15 protein-coding genes are annotated in these 16918 nt (G+C 53.0%); 11 read left to right on the top strand and 4 right to left on the bottom strand.

What is annotated here, in order from left to right:
- Window positions 1-192: 192 nt before the first annotated feature.
- Both pta and ackA read right to left on the bottom strand, forming a co-directional pair.
- The gene (pta, locus tag J4685_RS06050; protein WP_000086690.1) at window positions 193-2337 is read right to left on the bottom strand and encodes a phosphate acetyltransferase; all 2145 of its coding nucleotides are present in this window, start codon (window positions 2335-2337) and stop codon (window positions 193-195) included.
- A 76-nt stretch (window positions 2338-2413) separates the two neighbouring features.
- A complete protein-coding gene (gene ackA / locus J4685_RS06045; protein WP_000095693.1) occupies window positions 2414-3616 on the bottom strand; it encodes an acetate kinase in 1203 nt (400 codons plus the stop codon).
- Between the two features lie 339 nt (window positions 3617-3955).
- Here ackA and yfbV point away from each other — a divergent pair, with 339 nt between their 5' ends.
- The 4 genes from yfbV (at window position 3956) to J4685_RS06025 (ending at window position 7560) form a co-directional block, all read left to right on the top strand.
- Window positions 3956-4411 (top strand): terminus macrodomain insulation protein YfbV, encoded by a 456-nt coding sequence (gene yfbV, locus J4685_RS06040; protein ID WP_000106617.1) that lies wholly within the window; start codon window positions 3956-3958, stop codon window positions 4409-4411.
- Window positions 4412-4493: 82 nt separating this feature from the next.
- Complete coding sequence (locus J4685_RS06035; RefSeq protein WP_000426135.1) at window positions 4494-4988, top strand: YfbU family protein; 495 nt, start codon at window positions 4494-4496, stop codon at window positions 4986-4988.
- Window positions 4981-5658 carry a sugar phosphatase gene (locus J4685_RS06030; protein ID WP_011232979.1) on the top strand — a complete coding sequence of 226 codons (678 nt, stop codon included), beginning with the start codon at window positions 4981-4983 and terminating at the stop codon, window positions 5656-5658. The genes J4685_RS06035 and J4685_RS06030 overlap by 8 nt, the downstream gene beginning before the upstream one ends.
- A 75-nt stretch (window positions 5659-5733) precedes the next feature.
- Window positions 5734-7560, top strand: coding sequence for an SLC13 family permease (locus J4685_RS06025; protein WP_001012866.1), 1827 nt, complete (start codon window positions 5734-5736; stop codon window positions 7558-7560).
- 105 nt (window positions 7561-7665) lie between these two features.
- Here the strand turns inward: J4685_RS06025 and yfbR are convergent, their stop codons facing one another.
- Both yfbR and alaA read right to left on the bottom strand, forming a co-directional pair.
- Window positions 7666-8265, bottom strand: coding sequence for a 5'-deoxynucleotidase (gene yfbR / locus J4685_RS06020; RefSeq protein ID WP_000813882.1), 600 nt, complete (start codon window positions 8263-8265; stop codon window positions 7666-7668).
- A 93-nt stretch (window positions 8266-8358) separates the two neighbouring features.
- Window positions 8359-9573, bottom strand: coding sequence for an alanine transaminase AlaA (alaA, locus tag J4685_RS06015; protein ID WP_000074540.1), 1215 nt, complete (start codon window positions 9571-9573; stop codon window positions 8359-8361).
- Window positions 9574-10504: 931 nt separating this feature from the next.
- Between alaA and lrhA the strand changes: the two genes are divergently transcribed.
- From lrhA to nuoF, 7 genes are all read left to right on the top strand, one after another.
- Window positions 10505-11440 (top strand): transcriptional regulator LrhA, encoded by a 936-nt coding sequence (lrhA, locus tag J4685_RS06010; RefSeq protein WP_000606295.1) that lies wholly within the window; start codon window positions 10505-10507, stop codon window positions 11438-11440.
- Window positions 11441-11519: 79 nt separating this feature from the next.
- Complete coding sequence (locus J4685_RS06005; RefSeq protein WP_001522276.1) at window positions 11520-11672, top strand: hypothetical protein; 153 nt, start codon at window positions 11520-11522, stop codon at window positions 11670-11672.
- A 394-nt stretch (window positions 11673-12066) separates the two neighbouring features.
- A complete protein-coding gene (gene nuoA, locus J4685_RS06000) occupies window positions 12067-12510 on the top strand; it encodes an NADH-quinone oxidoreductase subunit NuoA (protein ID WP_000062993.1) in 444 nt (147 codons plus the stop codon).
- A gap of 15 nt (window positions 12511-12525) precedes the next feature.
- Window positions 12526-13188, top strand: a complete 663-nt coding sequence (gene nuoB / locus J4685_RS05995; protein ID WP_000386728.1) for an NADH-quinone oxidoreductase subunit NuoB — start codon at window positions 12526-12528, stop codon at window positions 13186-13188.
- Window positions 13189-13274: 86 nt separating this feature from the next.
- Window positions 13275-15077: an NADH-quinone oxidoreductase subunit C/D gene (nuoC, locus tag J4685_RS05990; protein WP_000247855.1), complete on the top strand. Its 1803-nt coding sequence runs from the start codon at window positions 13275-13277 to the stop codon at window positions 15075-15077.
- Window positions 15078-15079: 2 nt separating this feature from the next.
- On the top strand, window positions 15080-15580 hold the full coding sequence (gene nuoE / locus J4685_RS05985; RefSeq protein WP_000545038.1) for an NADH-quinone oxidoreductase subunit NuoE: 501 nt from the start codon (window positions 15080-15082) through the stop codon (window positions 15578-15580).
- Window positions 15577-16914, top strand: coding sequence for an NADH-quinone oxidoreductase subunit NuoF (gene nuoF / locus J4685_RS05980; protein ID WP_000800048.1), 1338 nt, complete (start codon window positions 15577-15579; stop codon window positions 16912-16914). Before nuoE ends, nuoF begins: the two co-directional genes overlap by 4 nt.
- The last annotated feature ends 4 nt before the right edge of the window (window positions 16915-16918 follow it).

The raw sequence follows: 16918 nt of genomic DNA, 5'->3' as shown, positions 1-16918 counted from the left end.
AAGAGGCTAAGTATGAGAAGAAGGGAATAGTTATTCATTGATGCAGCGCAGTTAAGCAAAAAATTCCGCTTTGCAGGGTAAATAGCAGAATGCCGGATGGCGATGCTAACGCGTCTTATCCGGCCTACAACGGTATCTCACCTGTAGGCCGGACAAGGCGTTCACGCCGCCATCCGGCATTAGCTTTTACTGTTACTGCTGCTGTTGGGAAGCCTGGATCGCCGTCAGGGCGATGGTATAGACGATATCGTCAACCAGTGCGCCACGGGACAGGTCGTTCACCGGCTTGCGCATACCCTGCAGCATCGGCCCGATGGAGATCAGGTCGGCAGAACGCTGTACCGCTTTGTAGGTGGTGTTACCGGTGTTCAGATCCGGGAAAATGAACACGGTAGCGCGACCCGCAACCGGCGAGTTCGGCGCTTTGGATTTCGCTACGTCAGCCATGACCGCGGCGTCGTACTGCAACGGGCCGTCGATCATCAGGTCAGGACGTTTTTCCTGCGCCAGACGCGTCGCTTCACGTACTTTCTCTACGTCGCTGCCCGCGCCAGAGGTGCCGGTGGAGTAGGAGAGCATTGCCACACGCGGTTCGATGCCGAAGGCAATGGCGGAATCCGCAGACTGAATCGCGATTTCTGCCAGCTGCTCTGCAGTCGGGTCTGGGTTGATTGCGCAGTCGCCGTAAACGTAAACCTGCTCCGGCAGTAGCATAAAGAACACAGAAGAGACCAGGGAGCTACCCGGCGCCGTTTTAATAAGCTGCAGCGGCGGACGGATGGTGTTGGCGGTGGTATGAACCGCGCCGGAAACCAGGCCGTCGACTTCGTCTTGCTCCAGCATCAGCGTGCCGAGCACCACGTTGTCTTCCAGCTGCTCGCGGGCAACCGGTTCGGTCATGCCTTTGCTCTTACGCAGCTCAACCAGGCGAGCGACATAGCTTTCACGCACCACTTCCGGATCGACGATTTCAATACCTGCGCCCAGCTCTACGCCCTGAGATGCCGCGACGCGGTTGATTTCATCCGGGTTGCCCAGCAGTACGCAAGTGGCGATGCCGCGTTCAGCGCAGATTGCCGCCGCTTTGACGGTACGCGGTTCGTCGCCTTCCGGCAGCACTACGCGTTTACCGGCTTTACGCGCCAGCTCAGTCAGTTGGTAGCGGAACGCCGGCGGAGAGAGACGACGGCTACGCTCGGAAGTGGCGGTCAGCGACTCGATCCAGTCAGCGTTAACGTAGTTCGCGACGTATTCCTGAACTTTTTCGATGCGCTCGTGGTCATCAACCGGGACTTCCAGATTGAAGCTTTGCAGGCTCAGCGAGGTCTGCCAGGTGTTGGTGTTCACCATAAAGACCGGCAGACCGGTGGCGAATGCGCGTTCGCACAGTTTAGAAATGCGCGCGTCCATTTCATAGCCGCCGGTCAGCAGCAGGGCGCCGATTTCTACGCCGTTCATCGCGGCCAGGCAAGCTGCGACCAGTACGTCCGGACGGTCAGCGGAGGTCACTAACAACGAGCCTGCGCGGAAATGTTCCAGCATATGCGGAATACTACGCGCGCAGAACGTGACGGATTTAACGCGGCGGGTTTTGATATCGCCTTCGTTAATGATGGTGGCGTTCAGGTGACGCGCCATATCGATAGCGCGGGTCGCAATCAGATCGAAGCTCCACGGCACCGCGCCCAGAACCGGCAGCGGGCTGGATTCCTGCAGTTTAGCAGGATCGATTTTGATCACCTGCGCTTTGGAAGAGTCGTCAAAAATCTCCGACAGATCCGGGCGAGTACGACCTTGTTCATCAACCGGCGCATTCAGTTTGTTGATGATAACGCCGGTGATGTTGGTGTTTTTCGCGCCGCCGAAGCTGCTGCGCGTCAGTTCGATACGTTCGTTCAGCTGTTCTGGCGTGTCGGTACCCTGAGACATGACAAAAACGATTTCCGCATTCAGCGTTTTCGCGATTTCATAGTTCAGAGACTGAGCGAACTGATGTTTACGGGTCGGAACCAGACCTTCAACCAGCACCACTTCCGCGTCTTTGGTATTCGCATGGTAGTTCGCGATGATCTCTTCCATCAGCACGTCTTTCTGGTTGCTGGAGAGCAGAGATTCAACGTGGCTCATCTTCAGCGGTTCAGCCGCCGGCAGGGTAGAGTTCGCGCGAACGATAGTGGTGGTCTGGTCAGGCGCATCGCCGCCAGCGCGAGGCTGGGCGATAGGCTTAAAGACGCTCAGACGAACGCCTTTGCGTTCCATAGCACGGATGACGCCGAGGCTGACGCTGGTCAGACCGACGCTGGTTCCGGTAGGGATCAGCATAATAATACGGGACACGGTTTATCCTCTTTCGTTACCGTCTTTTGGGGACGGGTTACAAAACAGCACCGCCAGCGAGGCTGGCGGTGTGAAATCAGGCAGTCAGACGGCTCGCGTCCTGCGCGATAACCAGTTCTTCGTTGGTTGGGATCACCACCGCCGGACGGGTACCTTCTTTGTTGATGAAACCAGATTTGCCGAAGCGGGCCGCCAGGTTACGTTCGTGGTCGACTTCAAAGCCCAGTACGCCCAGTTTGCCCAGAGACAGCTCGCGAACCATCGCGGCGTTTTCACCGATACCGCCGGTGAACACGACTGCATCCAGACGACCGTCCATCAGAGCGGTGTAAGAACCGATGTATTTCGCCAGGCGGTGGCAGTAAACGTCCATCGCACGTTTTGCGTCTTCTTTGGTGGCGTAGTTGTCTTCAACATAACGGCAGTCGCTGGTCACTTCAGTCAGACCCAGCAGACCGGACTCTTTGGTCAGCATTTTGTTGATCTGATCCACGCTCATGCCCAGAGTGTCGTGCAGGTGGAAGATAATCGCAGGGTCGATATCGCCGGAACGGGTACCCATGACCAGGCCTTCCAGCGGGGTCAGACCCATAGAGGTATCCACGCATTTACCGTTACGGATAGCGGAAACAGAACCGCCGTTGCCCAGGTGGCAGGTGATAATGTTCAGTTCTTCTACCGGCTTGTTCAGCATTTTTGCCGCTTCCTGAGTTACATAGAAGTGGCTGGTGCCGTGTGCGCCATAGCGACGAACGCCATGTTCTGTATACAGGCTGTACGGCAGGGCATACAGGTAAGATTCTTCCGGCATGGTCTGATGGAAGGCGGTGTCGAACACGGCGACGTTTTTATCTTTCAGCTGCGGGAAAGATTTCAGCGCTTCGGCGATACCAATCAGGTGAGCCGGGTTATGCAGCGGTGCGAAAGAGGCGGAATCTTTGATGCCCTGAATGACGGACTCATCAATGACTACGGAGCTGGTATACTTCTCGCCGCCGTGTACGATACGGTGACCAATTGCAGTTAACTGCGCAGACAGTTCTGGTTTTTGTGCCAGAATAGTGTTAACGATAAAGTTCAGCGCTTCACTGTGAGCGGCGCCTGCACCTAAAGCCGCTTCTTGTTTACTGCCGTCCATTTTCCATTTGATGCGTGCTTCTGGCAGATGGAAACATTCGGCTAAACCAGAAAGGTATTCATCACCATTAACTGCATCAATAATTGCAAATTTCAGTGAAGAACTACCGCAGTTCAGAACCAGTACTAACTTACTCGACATGGAAGTACCTATTTATGATACGTGGCTAAAAAAACGTCAGTGAGCCATAGAGCGTAGCGCATGATAGCCCTGACATTTATGATTAACATCATGCGCAGGAGTTTTTTTGGGCATGATGGAAGAAATACCTTTGAGTCTATGCCATTTTGCGTATTTTTCAGCCAATGGCATACTATGTGTAATATTGACGACTCAATGATTTTAAACTACCGGCCTTTGACAGGCCGACACAGGATACCTGATAGTGGGTATCGAAGACAAAATGTTTTGAACGTTGTCCCTCGCAGTTGTTGTTTTGCACAAATTTTTTAAATTTTATATGTGAAGTTGAGGTGGGCCATGTCGACACCGGATAATCGCTCCGTAAATTTTTTTAGCTTATTTCGCCGGGGGCAGCACTACGCGAAGACGTGGCCGATGGAAAAGCGGCTGGCGCCCGTTTTCGTCGAAAACCGCGTCATTCGTATGACGCGCTATGCCATACGATTTATGCCGCCTGTCGCCGTCTTTACATTATGCTGGCAGATAGCGCTGGGCGGTCAGTTAGGTCCGGCCGTGGCGACCGCCCTGTTCGCCCTGAGCTTGCCTATGCAGGGATTATGGTGGTTAGGGAAACGTTCCGTGACGCCATTGCCGCCTTCAATCCTTAACTGGTTTTACGAAGTTCGCGGTAAATTGCAGGAGGCTGGACAAGCGCTGGCGCCGGTAGAAGGAAAGCCGGATTACCAGGCATTAGCTGACACGCTTAAGCGCGCCTTCAAACAACTGGATAAAACTTTCCTGGATGATTTGTAATTGACCCCGGATTACGCATATAAAAGAAGGCATACCAATGCCTTCTTTTTTTCATCGCCATAGCGTGATACAGGAGTTCAAAATGGAAATGACCAACGCGCAACGTCTGATTTTGTCTAACCAGTACAAAATGATGACGATGCTCGATCCCACCAACGCCGAGCGTTACCGTCGCTTACAAACAATTATTGAACGCGGCTACGGCCTGCAGATGCGCGAGCTGGATCGCGAGTTTGGCGAGCTGACGGAAGAGACCTGTCGTACCATCATCGATATTATGGAGATGTACCATGCGCTGCACGTCTCCTGGACCAACCTCAAAGATACGCAAGCCATCGACGAACGTCGCGTCACCTTCCTGGGGTTTGACGCCGCGACGGAAGCGCGTTACCTCGGCTATGTCCGTTTTATGGTGAATATAGAAGGACGCTACACTCACTTTGACGCCGGGACGCACGGCTTTAATGCCCAGACGCCGATGTGGGAAAAATACCAGCGGATGTTGAATGTCTGGCATGCCTGCCCGCGTCAGTACCACCTGAGCGCGAATGAAATCAATCAAATCATTAATGCCTGAGGAGGCTCGCGTGCAGTGTAAAGGTTTTCTGTTTGATCTGGATGGAACGTTGGTTGACTCATTACCTGCCGTCGAACGCGCGTGGTGTAGCTGGGCCGATCGTTTTAACCTTGCTCATGATGAGGTGCTGGGCTTTATTCATGGCAAACAGGCGATCACCTCGTTGCGGCATTTTATGGCGGGTAAATCGGAGGCGAAAATTGCCGCTGAGTTTACGCGCCTGGAGCAAATAGAAGCCACTGAAACCGCAGGGATCACCGCGTTGCCGGGGGCAGTCGATTTACTCAATCACCTGAATAAAGCGGGCATTCCGTGGGCTATCGTCACCTCCGGTTCAATGCCGGTCGCGCGTGCGCGCCATCAGGTCGCGGGCCTTCCAGCGCCAGAGGTGTTTGTCACCGCCGAACGAGTCAAACGCGGCAAACCGGAGCCGGATGCGTATTTGCTGGGCGCACAACTGCTTGGCCTGGCCCCTCAGGAGTGCGTCGTAGTAGAAGATGCCCCGGCTGGCGTGCTGTCCGGACTGGCTGCGGGCTGCCACGTCATTGCGGTCAATGCGCCGGCCGACACGCCGCGTCTGGCGGATGTTGATTTTGCGTTGGATAGCCTGACGCAATTATCGGTCGCTAAACAACCAAACGGCGATGTGGTGGTGTTAAGAAAGACCTGATCATGATATGCCCCGCCCTGGCGGGGCATATTTATGGCAGAATCACGTTATCTTCTCATCTGACAAGGATATGTTGTGAACGGTGAATTGATTTGGGTTCTCTCTTTACTGGCGATTGCCGTCGTGTTGTTTGCGACGGGCAAAGTACGTATGGATGCGGTGGCTTTATTCGTCATTGTTGCTTTTGTCCTTAGCGGTACCTTGACCCTTTCGGAAGCCTTCTCCGGCTTTAGCGATCCGAATGTTATTCTTATCGCCGCCTTATTTATTATTGGCGACGGCCTCGTGCGCACCGGCGTTGCGACGGTGGTCGGTACCTGGCTGGTTAAAATGGCGGGCAGCAGTGAAATCAAAATGCTGGTTTTACTGATGATCACCGTCGCCGGACTTGGCGCTTTCATGAGTTCAACCGGCGTGGTGGCGATCTTTATCCCCGTTGTTCTTAGCGTTTCTATGCATATGCAGACCTCGCCTTCGCGCCTGATGATGCCGCTGAGTTTTGCCGGGCTTATCAGCGGAATGATGACGCTGGTGGCGACGCCGCCGAACCTGGTGGTTAACAGTGAACTGCTGCGTGAAGGCCTGCACGGGTTCAACTTTTTTAGCGTGACGCCGCTGGGGATAGTGGTGTTGGCGCTCGGCATTGTTTATATGCTGGTGATGCGCTTCATGCTAAAAGGCGATGCGCCCGGACAACAGGCCGGTAAGCGTCGCACTTTCCGCGATCTTATCCGCGAGTACCGTCTGACGGGGCGCGCGCGTCGTCTGGCGATTCGCCCGGGTTCGCCAATGGTGGGACAGCGGCTGGACGACCTTAAATTGCGCGAACGTTACGGCGCCAATGTCATCGGCGTTGAACGCTGGCGGCGCTTTCGGCGGGTTATCGTCAATGTGAACGGCGTATCGGAGTTTCGCGCTCGCGACGTTCTGCTGATTGATATGTCGGCGGCGGAGGTCGACCTCAGAGAGTTCTGCGCCGAGCAACTGCTGGAACCGATGGTATTGCGTGGAGAATATTTTTCCGATCAGGCGTTGGATGTCGGGATGGCGGAAATTTCGCTTATTCCGGAGTCTGAACTGATTGGCAAGTCGGTGCGTGAAATCGCTTTCCGTACACGTTACGGGCTGAATGTGGTCGGCCTGAAACGCGACGGCGTCGCGCTGGAAGGGTCGCTGGCCGATGAGCCGTTATTGATGGGCGATATCATTCTGGTCGTGGGGAACTGGAAGTTAATCAGCCTGCTGGGGCAAAAAGGCCGCGACTTTGTGGTGCTGAATATGCCGGTCGAGGTCAGCGAAGCCTCTCCTGCGCACAGCCAGGCGCCGCACGCCATTTTCTGCCTAGTATTGATGGTGGCGCTGATGTTGACCGATGAAATTCCCAACCCGATCGCGGCGATTATCGCCTGCCTGCTGATGGGAAAATTTCGCTGTATTGATGCTGAAAGCGCATATAAAGCGATCCACTGGCCGAGTATTATCTTGATTGTGGGTATGATGCCGTTTGCGCAGGCGTTGCAAAAAACCGGCGGCGTCTCTCTGGTCGTGCAAGGGTTAATGAATATCGGCGGCGGCTATGGGCCATATATGATGCTGGGATGCCTGTTCGTGCTGTGTGCCGTCATAGGACTGTTCATTTCTAACACGGCAACGGCGGTGCTGATGGCGCCGATTGCGCTGGCGGCGGCGAAATCGATGGGGGTGTCGCCCTATCCGTTTGCGATGGCGGTGGCGATGGCGGCATCCGCCGCCTTTATGACGCCGGTTTCATCGCCGGTCAATACTCTGGTTCTGGGGCCGGGAAACTATAGCTTTAGCGATTTTGTGAAGCTTGGCGTGCCGTTCACGCTTATTGTGATGGCGGTTTGTATTGTGATGATTCCGATGTTGTTTCCGTTTTAACCCCAGACAGGAAAAGGCCTGATGGCGCTACGCTTATCAGGCCTACGGATATCACGCTACGTCCAGGCCGGATAAGACGTTGGCGTCGCCATCCGGCAAAACCGTTTAAAGCGGTGAATCCTGGCTTATCTCGTCAAGAGAGAGATGGAAACTTGGTACGAACACCGCCATAAAATAGTCCATCTCCTGGCTGCGACGTAATTCCAGCGTTTTTTCCAGCCGCGTTTTTGCCAGTCCAAACTCATTGTTTCCCGCTGAGAGCTCCTCCAGGCATTTCAGGTAGGCGCAAAGCGCATCGGCCTGTTTTACGATTGCCTGTTCTTCTTCGCTCCAGGCATTCTCATCAATAAGCGGTGCGAAAATATCGCGTAATTCATCCGGCGCCATATCAACCAGCTTTTGCTGGGCGATTTTTTCGATCGCTTTATATTCCTGGGCTATCTGGGAATTAAAATATTTTACCGGCGTCGGCAGATCGCCGGTCAGTACTTCCGAGGCATCATGATACATCGCCAGAAGTGCGATGCGTTCAGCATTGAGCTGACCGCCAAATTTACGGTTTTTTATCGCCGCCAACGCATGGGCGACCATCGCCACCTGCAGACTATGTTCGGAGACGTTTTCCGTACGCACGTTACGCATCAGCGGCCAGCGGTTAATCAACTTCATGCGGGAGAGATGGGCGAAAAAATGGCTCTGCTTCATAGATTACCTTTTGTTTTCACTGCGGCAGACTTCATTGTGCGGGGAGGGAGATGAAGATGCAATTCAGGCTACCGAAGTAGCCTGAATTTAAGATTATTGATGGTAACCTGAGAGGAAACGCCCAAAACGGTTGATGGCCATCTCCAGGTCATCTTCACGCGGTAGCGTCACAATGCGGAAGTGATCCGGCCACGGCCAGTTAAAGGCGGTACCTTGCACCAGCAGCACCTTTTCCTGTAGCAGGAAGTCCAGCACCATCTTCTGGTCGTCGTGAATATTAAAACGTTTAGCGTCGATCCTGGGGAACATGTACAACGCGCCGCGCGGTTTTACGCAGGAAACGCCGGGAATATCGTTAATCAACTCCCAGGCTCGGTTACGCTGTTCATACAGTCGACCGCCCGGCAGAATAAATTCGCTAATGCTTTGATAGCCGCCGAGCGCGGTCTGAATAGCATGTTGCGCCGGGACGTTGGCGCACAGGCGCATTGAGGCTAACATCTCCAGCCCTTCAATATAGCCTTTCGCATGTTTTTTCGGCCCGTTCAGCACCATCCAGCCCTGGCGGAAGCCGGCGACGCGATAGGTTTTAGACAAACCATTAAAGGTGATGGTCAGCAGATCAGGCGCCAGTGCGGCGATAGAGTGATGCTCGGCATCGTCATAGAGAATCTTGTCATAAATTTCATCGGCGAAGATGATGAGATTATGCTCGCGCGCAATGTTGACAATTTCCATCAACAATTCTTTAGAATAGACGGCGCCAGTAGGGTTGTTTGGATTAATAATGACAATACCACGCGTACGTGGGGTGATTTTGGCGCGGATATCGTCAAGGTCCGGGAACCAGTCGGAAGATTCATCGCAAAGATAATGTACCGCCTTGCCGCTGGAGAGCGATACCGCCGCTGTCCATAACGGATAATCGGGCGCGGGAACCAGCATTTCATCGCCACTGTTAAGCAACGCCTGCATCGCCTGAACGATCAGCTCGGAAACGCCGTTACCGATATAGATATCTTCCACGGTTACATCGCGCATTCCACGGGCCTGATAATGCTGCATAATCGCTTTACGGGCAGAATAAAGCCCTTTCGAGTCGCAATATCCTTGCGCCGTCGGCAAATTACGAATGACATCGACCAGAATTTCGTCCGGCGCTTCGAATCCGAAGGGGGCGGGGTTGCCGATATTCAGTTTAAGAACTTTATTACCTTCTTCCTCAAGGCGTTTCGCTTCTTTCAGAACGGGGCCACGAATGTCATAACAGACATTTTCGAGTTTGCTGGATTTTTCAATGGGGGACATGAATCTTGACCTTTTAGCTGTTATTGCCACTCCCTGCCGTGGAAGTCAGCACGAAACAATGTACTCCCACGACGGTGAGTTTTGAAGAGTGAACAGAAGAAGATTTTGTTTATTTTTAACGCGCTTTCGCACTGTTTAAAACTTTATAAAATCATTTGTTTAGAAGTATTTTCTATTTTTGTCTGTATGTATAGTGTTTTATTCTATGTGATTGTGCGTAATGTGGTTTTTTCTGTTGTCAGAAATTATCTGTTTTATGAGAGATAAGCATTCATCATTAGTGTCGCGTCGGCTATTTCGGAAATACTGAGTATTAAAGGTAAAATGAGAAGGTTAGACCTTTCCGGCGGCGGGTGGTGTGAAACTATTGTTAAGTATAATTAATGAATGGTAGAAATCTTAATTAATTATTATTTAATATTTAAAAAGCATTTACTAAAGTCGTAATAATATCTTTCTGGTCGGATTAGTATAACATATCCCTGGTTAAGATTATTCGTAATAATACTTATAAATATAGCGGTTTTAGGTTAAGATAATGATCCGAAACGGGGGCGTAGTCTGCGTTGTCTGCTAATTATCATGACGCGATTTTATACATAACCTATTGTTCAATATATTGTTTTTGTATCTGTGCGTCTCGGTAAACTATTTGACGCTGTTACAAGATTTACACGTCCATCATTAGCAGAAATCTGTAGACGCCTAAAGGTATGACACATTCTCTTTGATATATCCCGATCAGTTGCATTTGGTATTATATCAGTAAGTAAGAGAAGTGTTTTGGTCGTATTTTCAATTACATTCTAACATTTACCTGGGTAACCAGGCGGTACTGCGAAGGATGCACATTACAAATGGAATTGCTTGTTTCTGAATGCACAGCATTAACCAGGTCAGCCCGATATGACCCGCCAGTAAGTGAAAAATTATGATAAATGCAAATCGTCCGATAATTAACCTCGATCTCGATCTGCTGAGAACGTTCGTGGCCGTTGCCGATCTGAACACCTTCGCCGCGGCGGCGGCGGTATGTCGTACTCAGTCTGCGGTCAGTCAGCAAATGCAGCGTCTTGAGCAACTCGTGGGAAAGGAATTGTTCGCCCGCCATGGCCGTAACAAACTTTTGACCGAACACGGTATCCAGCTTCTGGGGTACGCCAGAAAAATCCTGCGTTTTAATGATGAGGCGTGTTCATCATTAATGTTCAGTAATCTTCAGGGAGTGTTAACAATCGGCGCTTCTGATGAATCAGCTGATACTATCCTGCCTTTTTTGCTTAGCCGAATCAGCTCGGTTTATCCGAAACTCGCGCTTGATGTACGGGTAAAACGCAACGCCTATATGGTGGACATGGTTAAATCGCAGGAAGTAGATTTGGTGGTGACGACTAACCAACCTCATTCGCTGGACTGTCTGAATTTGCGGACCTCGCCCACCCATTGGTATTGTGCGGCTGAGTATGTTTTGCAAAGGGGAGAGCCCGTACCACTAGTCCTGCTGGACGATCCCAGTCCATTCCGCGATATGGTGCTGGAGACGCTAAATGCAGCGGGTATTCCCTGGCGGCTGGCCTATGTGGCGTCTACATTACCGGCGGTACGCGCGGCCGTTAAAGCCGGTCTTGGCGTAACGGCTCGACCTGTCGAAATGATGAGTCCCGACCTTCGCGTACTGGGTGCCGCAGACGGATTACCGCCTTTGCCGGATACGGAATATCTGTTGTGCCGCGATCCCAATAGCCAGAACGAGCTGGCGATGGTGATTTTCCATGCGATGGAAAGCTATCAAAACCCATGGCATTACAACCAGTTTTCTGCAGAGGGCGGAGATGATCCGCTGATGGTGGAAGGGGGTTTTGAGTAGCTCGCAGACAAAAGGCGCTAAGTCGTAAATGTAAAAAAAGAGCCGCTGGCGATGAAAAAACGCTCAGTGGCTCTTTTTTGTGCCCATCTGTACGCGCTTAACCGCACAAATTGTAAAAGTTGCGGTAAATCAGCCAGTAGCAATTCGCAGTTCAATGTGGGCAAAAAACAACCAGAACATCCATTTTATGAATTTGCATGTTAAAAAACTAGAGAAATTGTTGCTGTTTTAGGGGGTGAATTAACAAAAGCGTGTCACAGATCAAGAAAATACTCCCATTTAGGGGGAGGCATCTTCACAAATTCCTGTCAAAATAGGTGTGTGTTATTTCTTTTGCTTCACAACGGACACGATTCAACAACATAAAATCCCCCCTGGCCGAAGAGTCATTTTCTCCAGGATGGCACTTAATGTTAATGGTGATGAATTGATGTAAATTAATGTGAAGGAACTTTTGTTAAAGTTGACAAAAGGTTATAGAAAGGAGTAAAAAACCATATCAATTAGCTGTTTTTATCATTTTCTACAGTAATTGTAGGGTTTTTTTTATTCCTCCCCATGAATCGATGTGGCGCCTATCTGCCGTAAAGAGCAGAGAAACTGGCGCTACTTTTGATGAGTAAGCAATGAGTATGTCAACATCCACTGAAGTCATCGCTCATCACTGGGCATTCGCTATCTTTCTTATCGTTGCCATTGGCCTGTGCTGCCTGATGCTGGTAGGCGGTTGGTTTTTGGGCGGTCGCGCACGCGCGAGGCACAAGAACGTTCCGTTTGAATCAGGTATCGACTCGGTCGGCACCGCCCGCTTACGCCTGTCTGCCAAGTTTTACCTGGTAGCCATGTTCTTCGTTATCTTCGACGTTGAAGCGCTGTATCTGTTCGCATGGTCAACTTCTATCCGCGAAAGCGGCTGGGTTGGCTTTGTGGAAGCTGCAATTTTTATTTTTGTGTTACTGGCTGGTCTGGTTTATCTGGCGCGTATTGGCGCGTTGGACTGGACGCCCGCGCGTTCACGCCGCGAGCGTATGAACCCGGAAACGAACAGTATCGCTAATCGTCAACGCTAACCGCGAGGCATTAAGATGGATTATACGCTCACCCGCATAGATCCTAACGGTGAGAATGACCGTTACCCCCTGCAAAAACAGGAGATCGTAACCGACCCCCTGGAGCAGGAAGTTAACAAAAACGTGTTCATGGGCAAACTGCATGACATGGTTAACTGGGGCCGTAAAAACTCAATTTGGCCCTACAACTTCGGCCTTTCTTGCTGCTATGTAGAGATGGTGACCTCTTTTACCGCAGTGCATGACGTTGCTCGTTTCGGCGCGGAAGTGCTGCGTGCGTCGCCACGTCAGGCTGACCTGATGGTGGTGGCCGGTACCTGCTTTACCAAAATGGCCCCGGTTATTCAGCGTCTGTATGACCAAATGCTGGAGCCAAAATGGGTCATTTCTATGGGCGCCTGCGCCAACTCTGGCGGCATGTACGATATTTATTCGGTAGTGCAGGGCGTTGATAAGTTCATCCCGGTGGATGTGTATATCCCTGGCTGTCCGCCGCGTCCGGAAGCGTATATGCAGGCGTTGATGCTGCTGCAAGAATCGATTGGCAAAGAGCGCCGTCCGCTCTCATGGGTGGTGGGCGATCAGGGCGTGTATCGCGCCAATATGCAGCCAGAACGCGAACGTAAACGCGGCGAGCGTATTGCCGTCACGAACCTGCGTACCCCGGACGAGATTTAATTTGCGCCTGTCGGCAGCAGCACTTCACTTCGCTAACCACTATTTTAATAGCGCGAAGCACTGCCGACCACCACGGACCATTTGCAATGGTGAACAATATGACCGACTTAACCGCGCAAGACGCTGCATGGAGTACCCGCGATCATCTTGATGATCCGGTTATCGGCGAACTGCGCAACCGTTTTGGGCCGGATGCCTTTACCGTTCAGGCGACCCGCACCGGTATCCCCGTTGTTTGGGTCAAGCGTGAACAATTACTGGAGGTTGGCGATTTCTTAAAGAAACTGCCGAAACCTTACGTCATGCTGTTTGACTTACACGGCATGGATGAACGCCTGCGTACGCACCGTGACGGGTTACCCGCCGCGGATTTTTCCGTTTTCTACCACCTGATTTCCATTGAGCGTAATCGCGATATCATGCTCAAGGTGGCGTTGTCTGAAAACGACCTGCGCGTGCCGACCTTCACTAAACTTTTCCCTAACGCCAACTGGTACGAGCGTGAGACCTGGGAGATGTTTGGTATTGATATCGAAGGCCACCCGCACCTGACGCGCATCATGATGCCGCAAACCTGGGAAGGCCATCCGCTGCGTAAAGATTATCCGGCGCGCGCGACCGAATTCGACCCGTTTGAGCTGACCAAAGCCAAGCAGGATCTGGAAATGGAAGCGCTGACCTTTAAGCCGGAAGACTGGGGGATGAAGCGCGGGACTGACAACGAGGACTTTATGTTCCTCAACCTCGGCCCGAACCACCCGTCTGCGCACGGTGCGTTTCGTATTATCCTGCAACTTGACGGTGAAGAAATCGTCGACTGCGTGCCGGATATCGGCTATCACCACCGCGGCGCCGAAAAAATGGGCGAGCGCCAGTCCTGGCATAGCTACATTCCCTATACCGACCGTATCGAATACCTCGGTGGTTGCGTCAATGAAATGCCGTACGTGCTGGCGGTAGAAAAACTGGCGGGGATCACCGTCCCGGATCGTGTGAACGTCATCCGCGTGATGCTCTCCGAACTGTTCCGCATTAACAGTCATCTGCTGTACATTTCGACCTTTATTCAGGACGTCGGCGCGATGACCCCGGTCTTCTTTGCCTTTACCGACCGGCAGAAAATTTATGATCTGGTGGAAGCCATTACCGGTTTCCGTATGCACCCGGCCTGGTTCCGTATCGGCGGCGTCGCGCACGACTTGCCGCGCGGTTGGGATCGCCTGCTGCGAGAGTTCCTTGAGTGGATGCCGAAGCGTCTGGACTCTTACGAGAAAGCCGCGCTGCGTAACACCATTCTGAAAGGGCGTTCGCAGGGCGTTGCCGCTTACGGCGCGAAAGAGGCGCTGGAGTGGGGCACCACCGGCGCAGGGCTGCGCGCGACCGGGATAGACTTCGACGTGCGTAAATGGCGTCCATATTCTGGCTACGAAAACTTTGACTTTGAAGTGCCGGTGGGCGGCGGCGTTTCCGACTGCTATACCCGCGTGATGCTGAAAGTGGAAGAGCTGCGCCAGAGTCTGCGCATTCTTCAGCAGTGCCTCGATAACATGCCGGAAGGGCCGTTCAAAGCGGATCACCCGCTGACCACGCCGCCGCCGAAAGAGCGCACGCTGCAACATATCGAAACCCTGATCACCCACTTCCTGCAGGTCTCCTGGGGCCCGGTGATGCCGGCGCAGGAGTCCTTCCAGATGGTGGAAGCGACGAAGGGGATTAACAGTTACTACCTGACCAGCGACGGCAGCACTATGAGCTACCGTACCCGCGTGCGCACGCCGAGCTTTGCGCACCTGCAGCAGATTCCCTCGGCGATCCGCGGTAGCCTGGTCTCCGACCTGATTGTCTATCTGGGTAGTATCGATTTTGTTATGTCAGATGTGGACCGCTAATTATGCACGAGAATCAACAACCACAAACCGAGGCTTTTGAGCTGAGTGCGGCAGAGCGTGAAGCGATAGAGCACGAGAAGCACCACTACGAAGACCCGCGTGCGGCGTCCATTGAAGCGCTGAAAATCGTTCAGAAGCAGCGTGGCTGGGTGCCGGACGGCGCGATCTACGCTATTGCCGATGTGCTGGGTATTCCGGCGAGCGACGTCGAAGGCGTCGCCACATTCTACAGCCAGATCTTCCGTCAGCCGGTCGGTCGCCACGTGATTCGCTACTGCGACAGCGTGGTGTGCCATATCACCGGCTATCAGGGGATTCAGGCCGCGCTGGAAAAAAATCTCAACATCAAACCGGGGCAGACGACCTTTGATGGCCGCTTTACGCTGCTGCCGACCTGCTGCCTGGGAAATTGCGATAAAGGGCCGAACATGATGATTGATGAGGATACTCACAGCCATCTGACCCCGGAAGCCATTCCTGAACTACTGGAGCGGTATAAATGAAAAACGTTATCCGTACTCCCGAAACCCATCCGCTGACCTGGCGTCTGCGCGATGACAAACAGCCGGTCTGGCTGGATGAATATCGTAGCAAAAACGGCTACGAAGGCGCGCGTAAGGCGCTGACCGGCCTGTCTCCGGATGAAATCGTCAGCCAGGTAAAAGACGCTGGTCTGAAAGGGCGCGGCGGCGCGGGCTTTTCCACCGGTCTGAAGTGGAGCCTGATGCCGAAAGATGAATCCATGAACATCCGTTACCTGCTGTGTAACGCCGATGAAATGGAGCCGGGCACCTATAAAGACCGTCTGCTGATGGAACAACTGCCGCACCTGCTGGTGGAAGGCATGCTGATCTCCGCGTTCGCGCTGAAAGCGTATCGTGGTTACATCTTCCTGCGCGGCGAATATATCGAAGCGGCTGTACATCTGCGCCGTGCGATTGCTGAAGCAACCGAGGCCGGGCTGCTTGGCAAAAATATCATGGGCACCGGGTTCGACTTTGAACTGTTTGTCCACACCGGGGCAGGGCGTTACATCTGTGGTGAAGAAACGGCGCTGATTAACTCCCTCGAAGGCCGCCGCGCGAACCCGCGCTCCAAGCCGCCCTTCCCGGCGACCTCCGGCGTATGGGGCAAGCCGACCTGTGTGAATAACGTCGAAACGTTGTGCAACGTCCCGGCAATCCTCGCCAACGGCGTAGAGTGGTACCAGAACATCTCGAAAAGCAAAGATGCGGGTACCAAGCTGATGGGCTTCTCGGGCCGCGTGAAGAATCCGGGCCTGTGGGAATTACCGTTCGGCACCACCGCGCGCGAGATCCTCGAAGACTACGCGGGCGGTATGCGCGATGGCCTGAAATTCAAAGCCTGGCAGCCGGGCGGGGCGGGAACCGACTTCCTGACCGAGGCGCATCTTGACCTGCCGATGGAGTTCGAAAGCATCGGTAAAGCAGGCAGCCGTCTGGGCACCGCGCTGGCGATGGCGGTAGACCACGAAATCGGCATGGTGTCGCTGGTGCGTAACCTGGAAGAGTTCTTTGCCCGCGAATCCTGCGGCTGGTGTACGCCATGCCGCGACGGGTTGCCGTGGAGCGTGAAAATTCTGCGCGCGCTGGAGCGTGGCGAAGGCCAGCCGGGGGATATCGAGACACTTGAGCAACTGTGTCGTTTCCTCGGACCGGGTAAAACCTTCTGCGCGCATGCGCCGGGCGCGGTTGAGCCACTGCAAAGCGCAATTAAGTATTTCCGCGAAGAATTCGAAGCTGGCATCAAGCAGCCGTTCAGTAATACCCATTTAATCAATGGTATTCAGCCGAACCTGCTCAAAGAGCGCTGGTGAGTTA

The organism is Salmonella sp. 32100201201700099SM, from assembly GCF_017572645.1.
Lineage (GTDB): Bacteria > Pseudomonadota > Gammaproteobacteria > Enterobacterales > Enterobacteriaceae > Salmonella > Salmonella enterica.
This window is presented reverse-complemented; position numbering and strand designations above follow the sequence as displayed.

Coding starts and splice junctions, on each gene's coding strand:
- ackA (WP_000095693.1), bottom strand. CDS start 3,616: ATGTCGAGTAAGTTAGTACTGGTTCTGAACTGCGGTAGTTCTTCACTG.
- yfbV (WP_000106617.1), top strand. CDS start 3,956: ATGTCGACACCGGATAATCGCTCCGTAAATTTTTTTAGCTTATTTCGC.
- J4685_RS06035 (WP_000426135.1), top strand. CDS start 4,494: ATGGAAATGACCAACGCGCAACGTCTGATTTTGTCTAACCAGTACAAA.
- J4685_RS06030 (WP_011232979.1), top strand. CDS start 4,981: ATGCCTGAGGAGGCTCGCGTGCAGTGTAAAGGTTTTCTGTTTGATCTG.
- yfbR (WP_000813882.1), bottom strand. CDS start 8,265: ATGAAGCAGAGCCATTTTTTCGCCCATCTCTCCCGCATGAAGTTGATT.
- alaA (WP_000074540.1), bottom strand. CDS start 9,573: ATGTCCCCCATTGAAAAATCCAGCAAACTCGAAAATGTCTGTTATGAC.
- lrhA (WP_000606295.1), top strand. CDS start 10,505: ATGATAAATGCAAATCGTCCGATAATTAACCTCGATCTCGATCTGCTG.
- nuoA (WP_000062993.1), top strand. CDS start 12,067: ATGAGTATGTCAACATCCACTGAAGTCATCGCTCATCACTGGGCATTC.
- nuoB (WP_000386728.1), top strand. CDS start 12,526: ATGGATTATACGCTCACCCGCATAGATCCTAACGGTGAGAATGACCGT.
- nuoC (WP_000247855.1), top strand. CDS start 13,275: ATGGTGAACAATATGACCGACTTAACCGCGCAAGACGCTGCATGGAGT.
- nuoE (WP_000545038.1), top strand. CDS start 15,080: ATGCACGAGAATCAACAACCACAAACCGAGGCTTTTGAGCTGAGTGCG.
- nuoF (WP_000800048.1), top strand. CDS start 15,577: ATGAAAAACGTTATCCGTACTCCCGAAACCCATCCGCTGACCTGGCGT.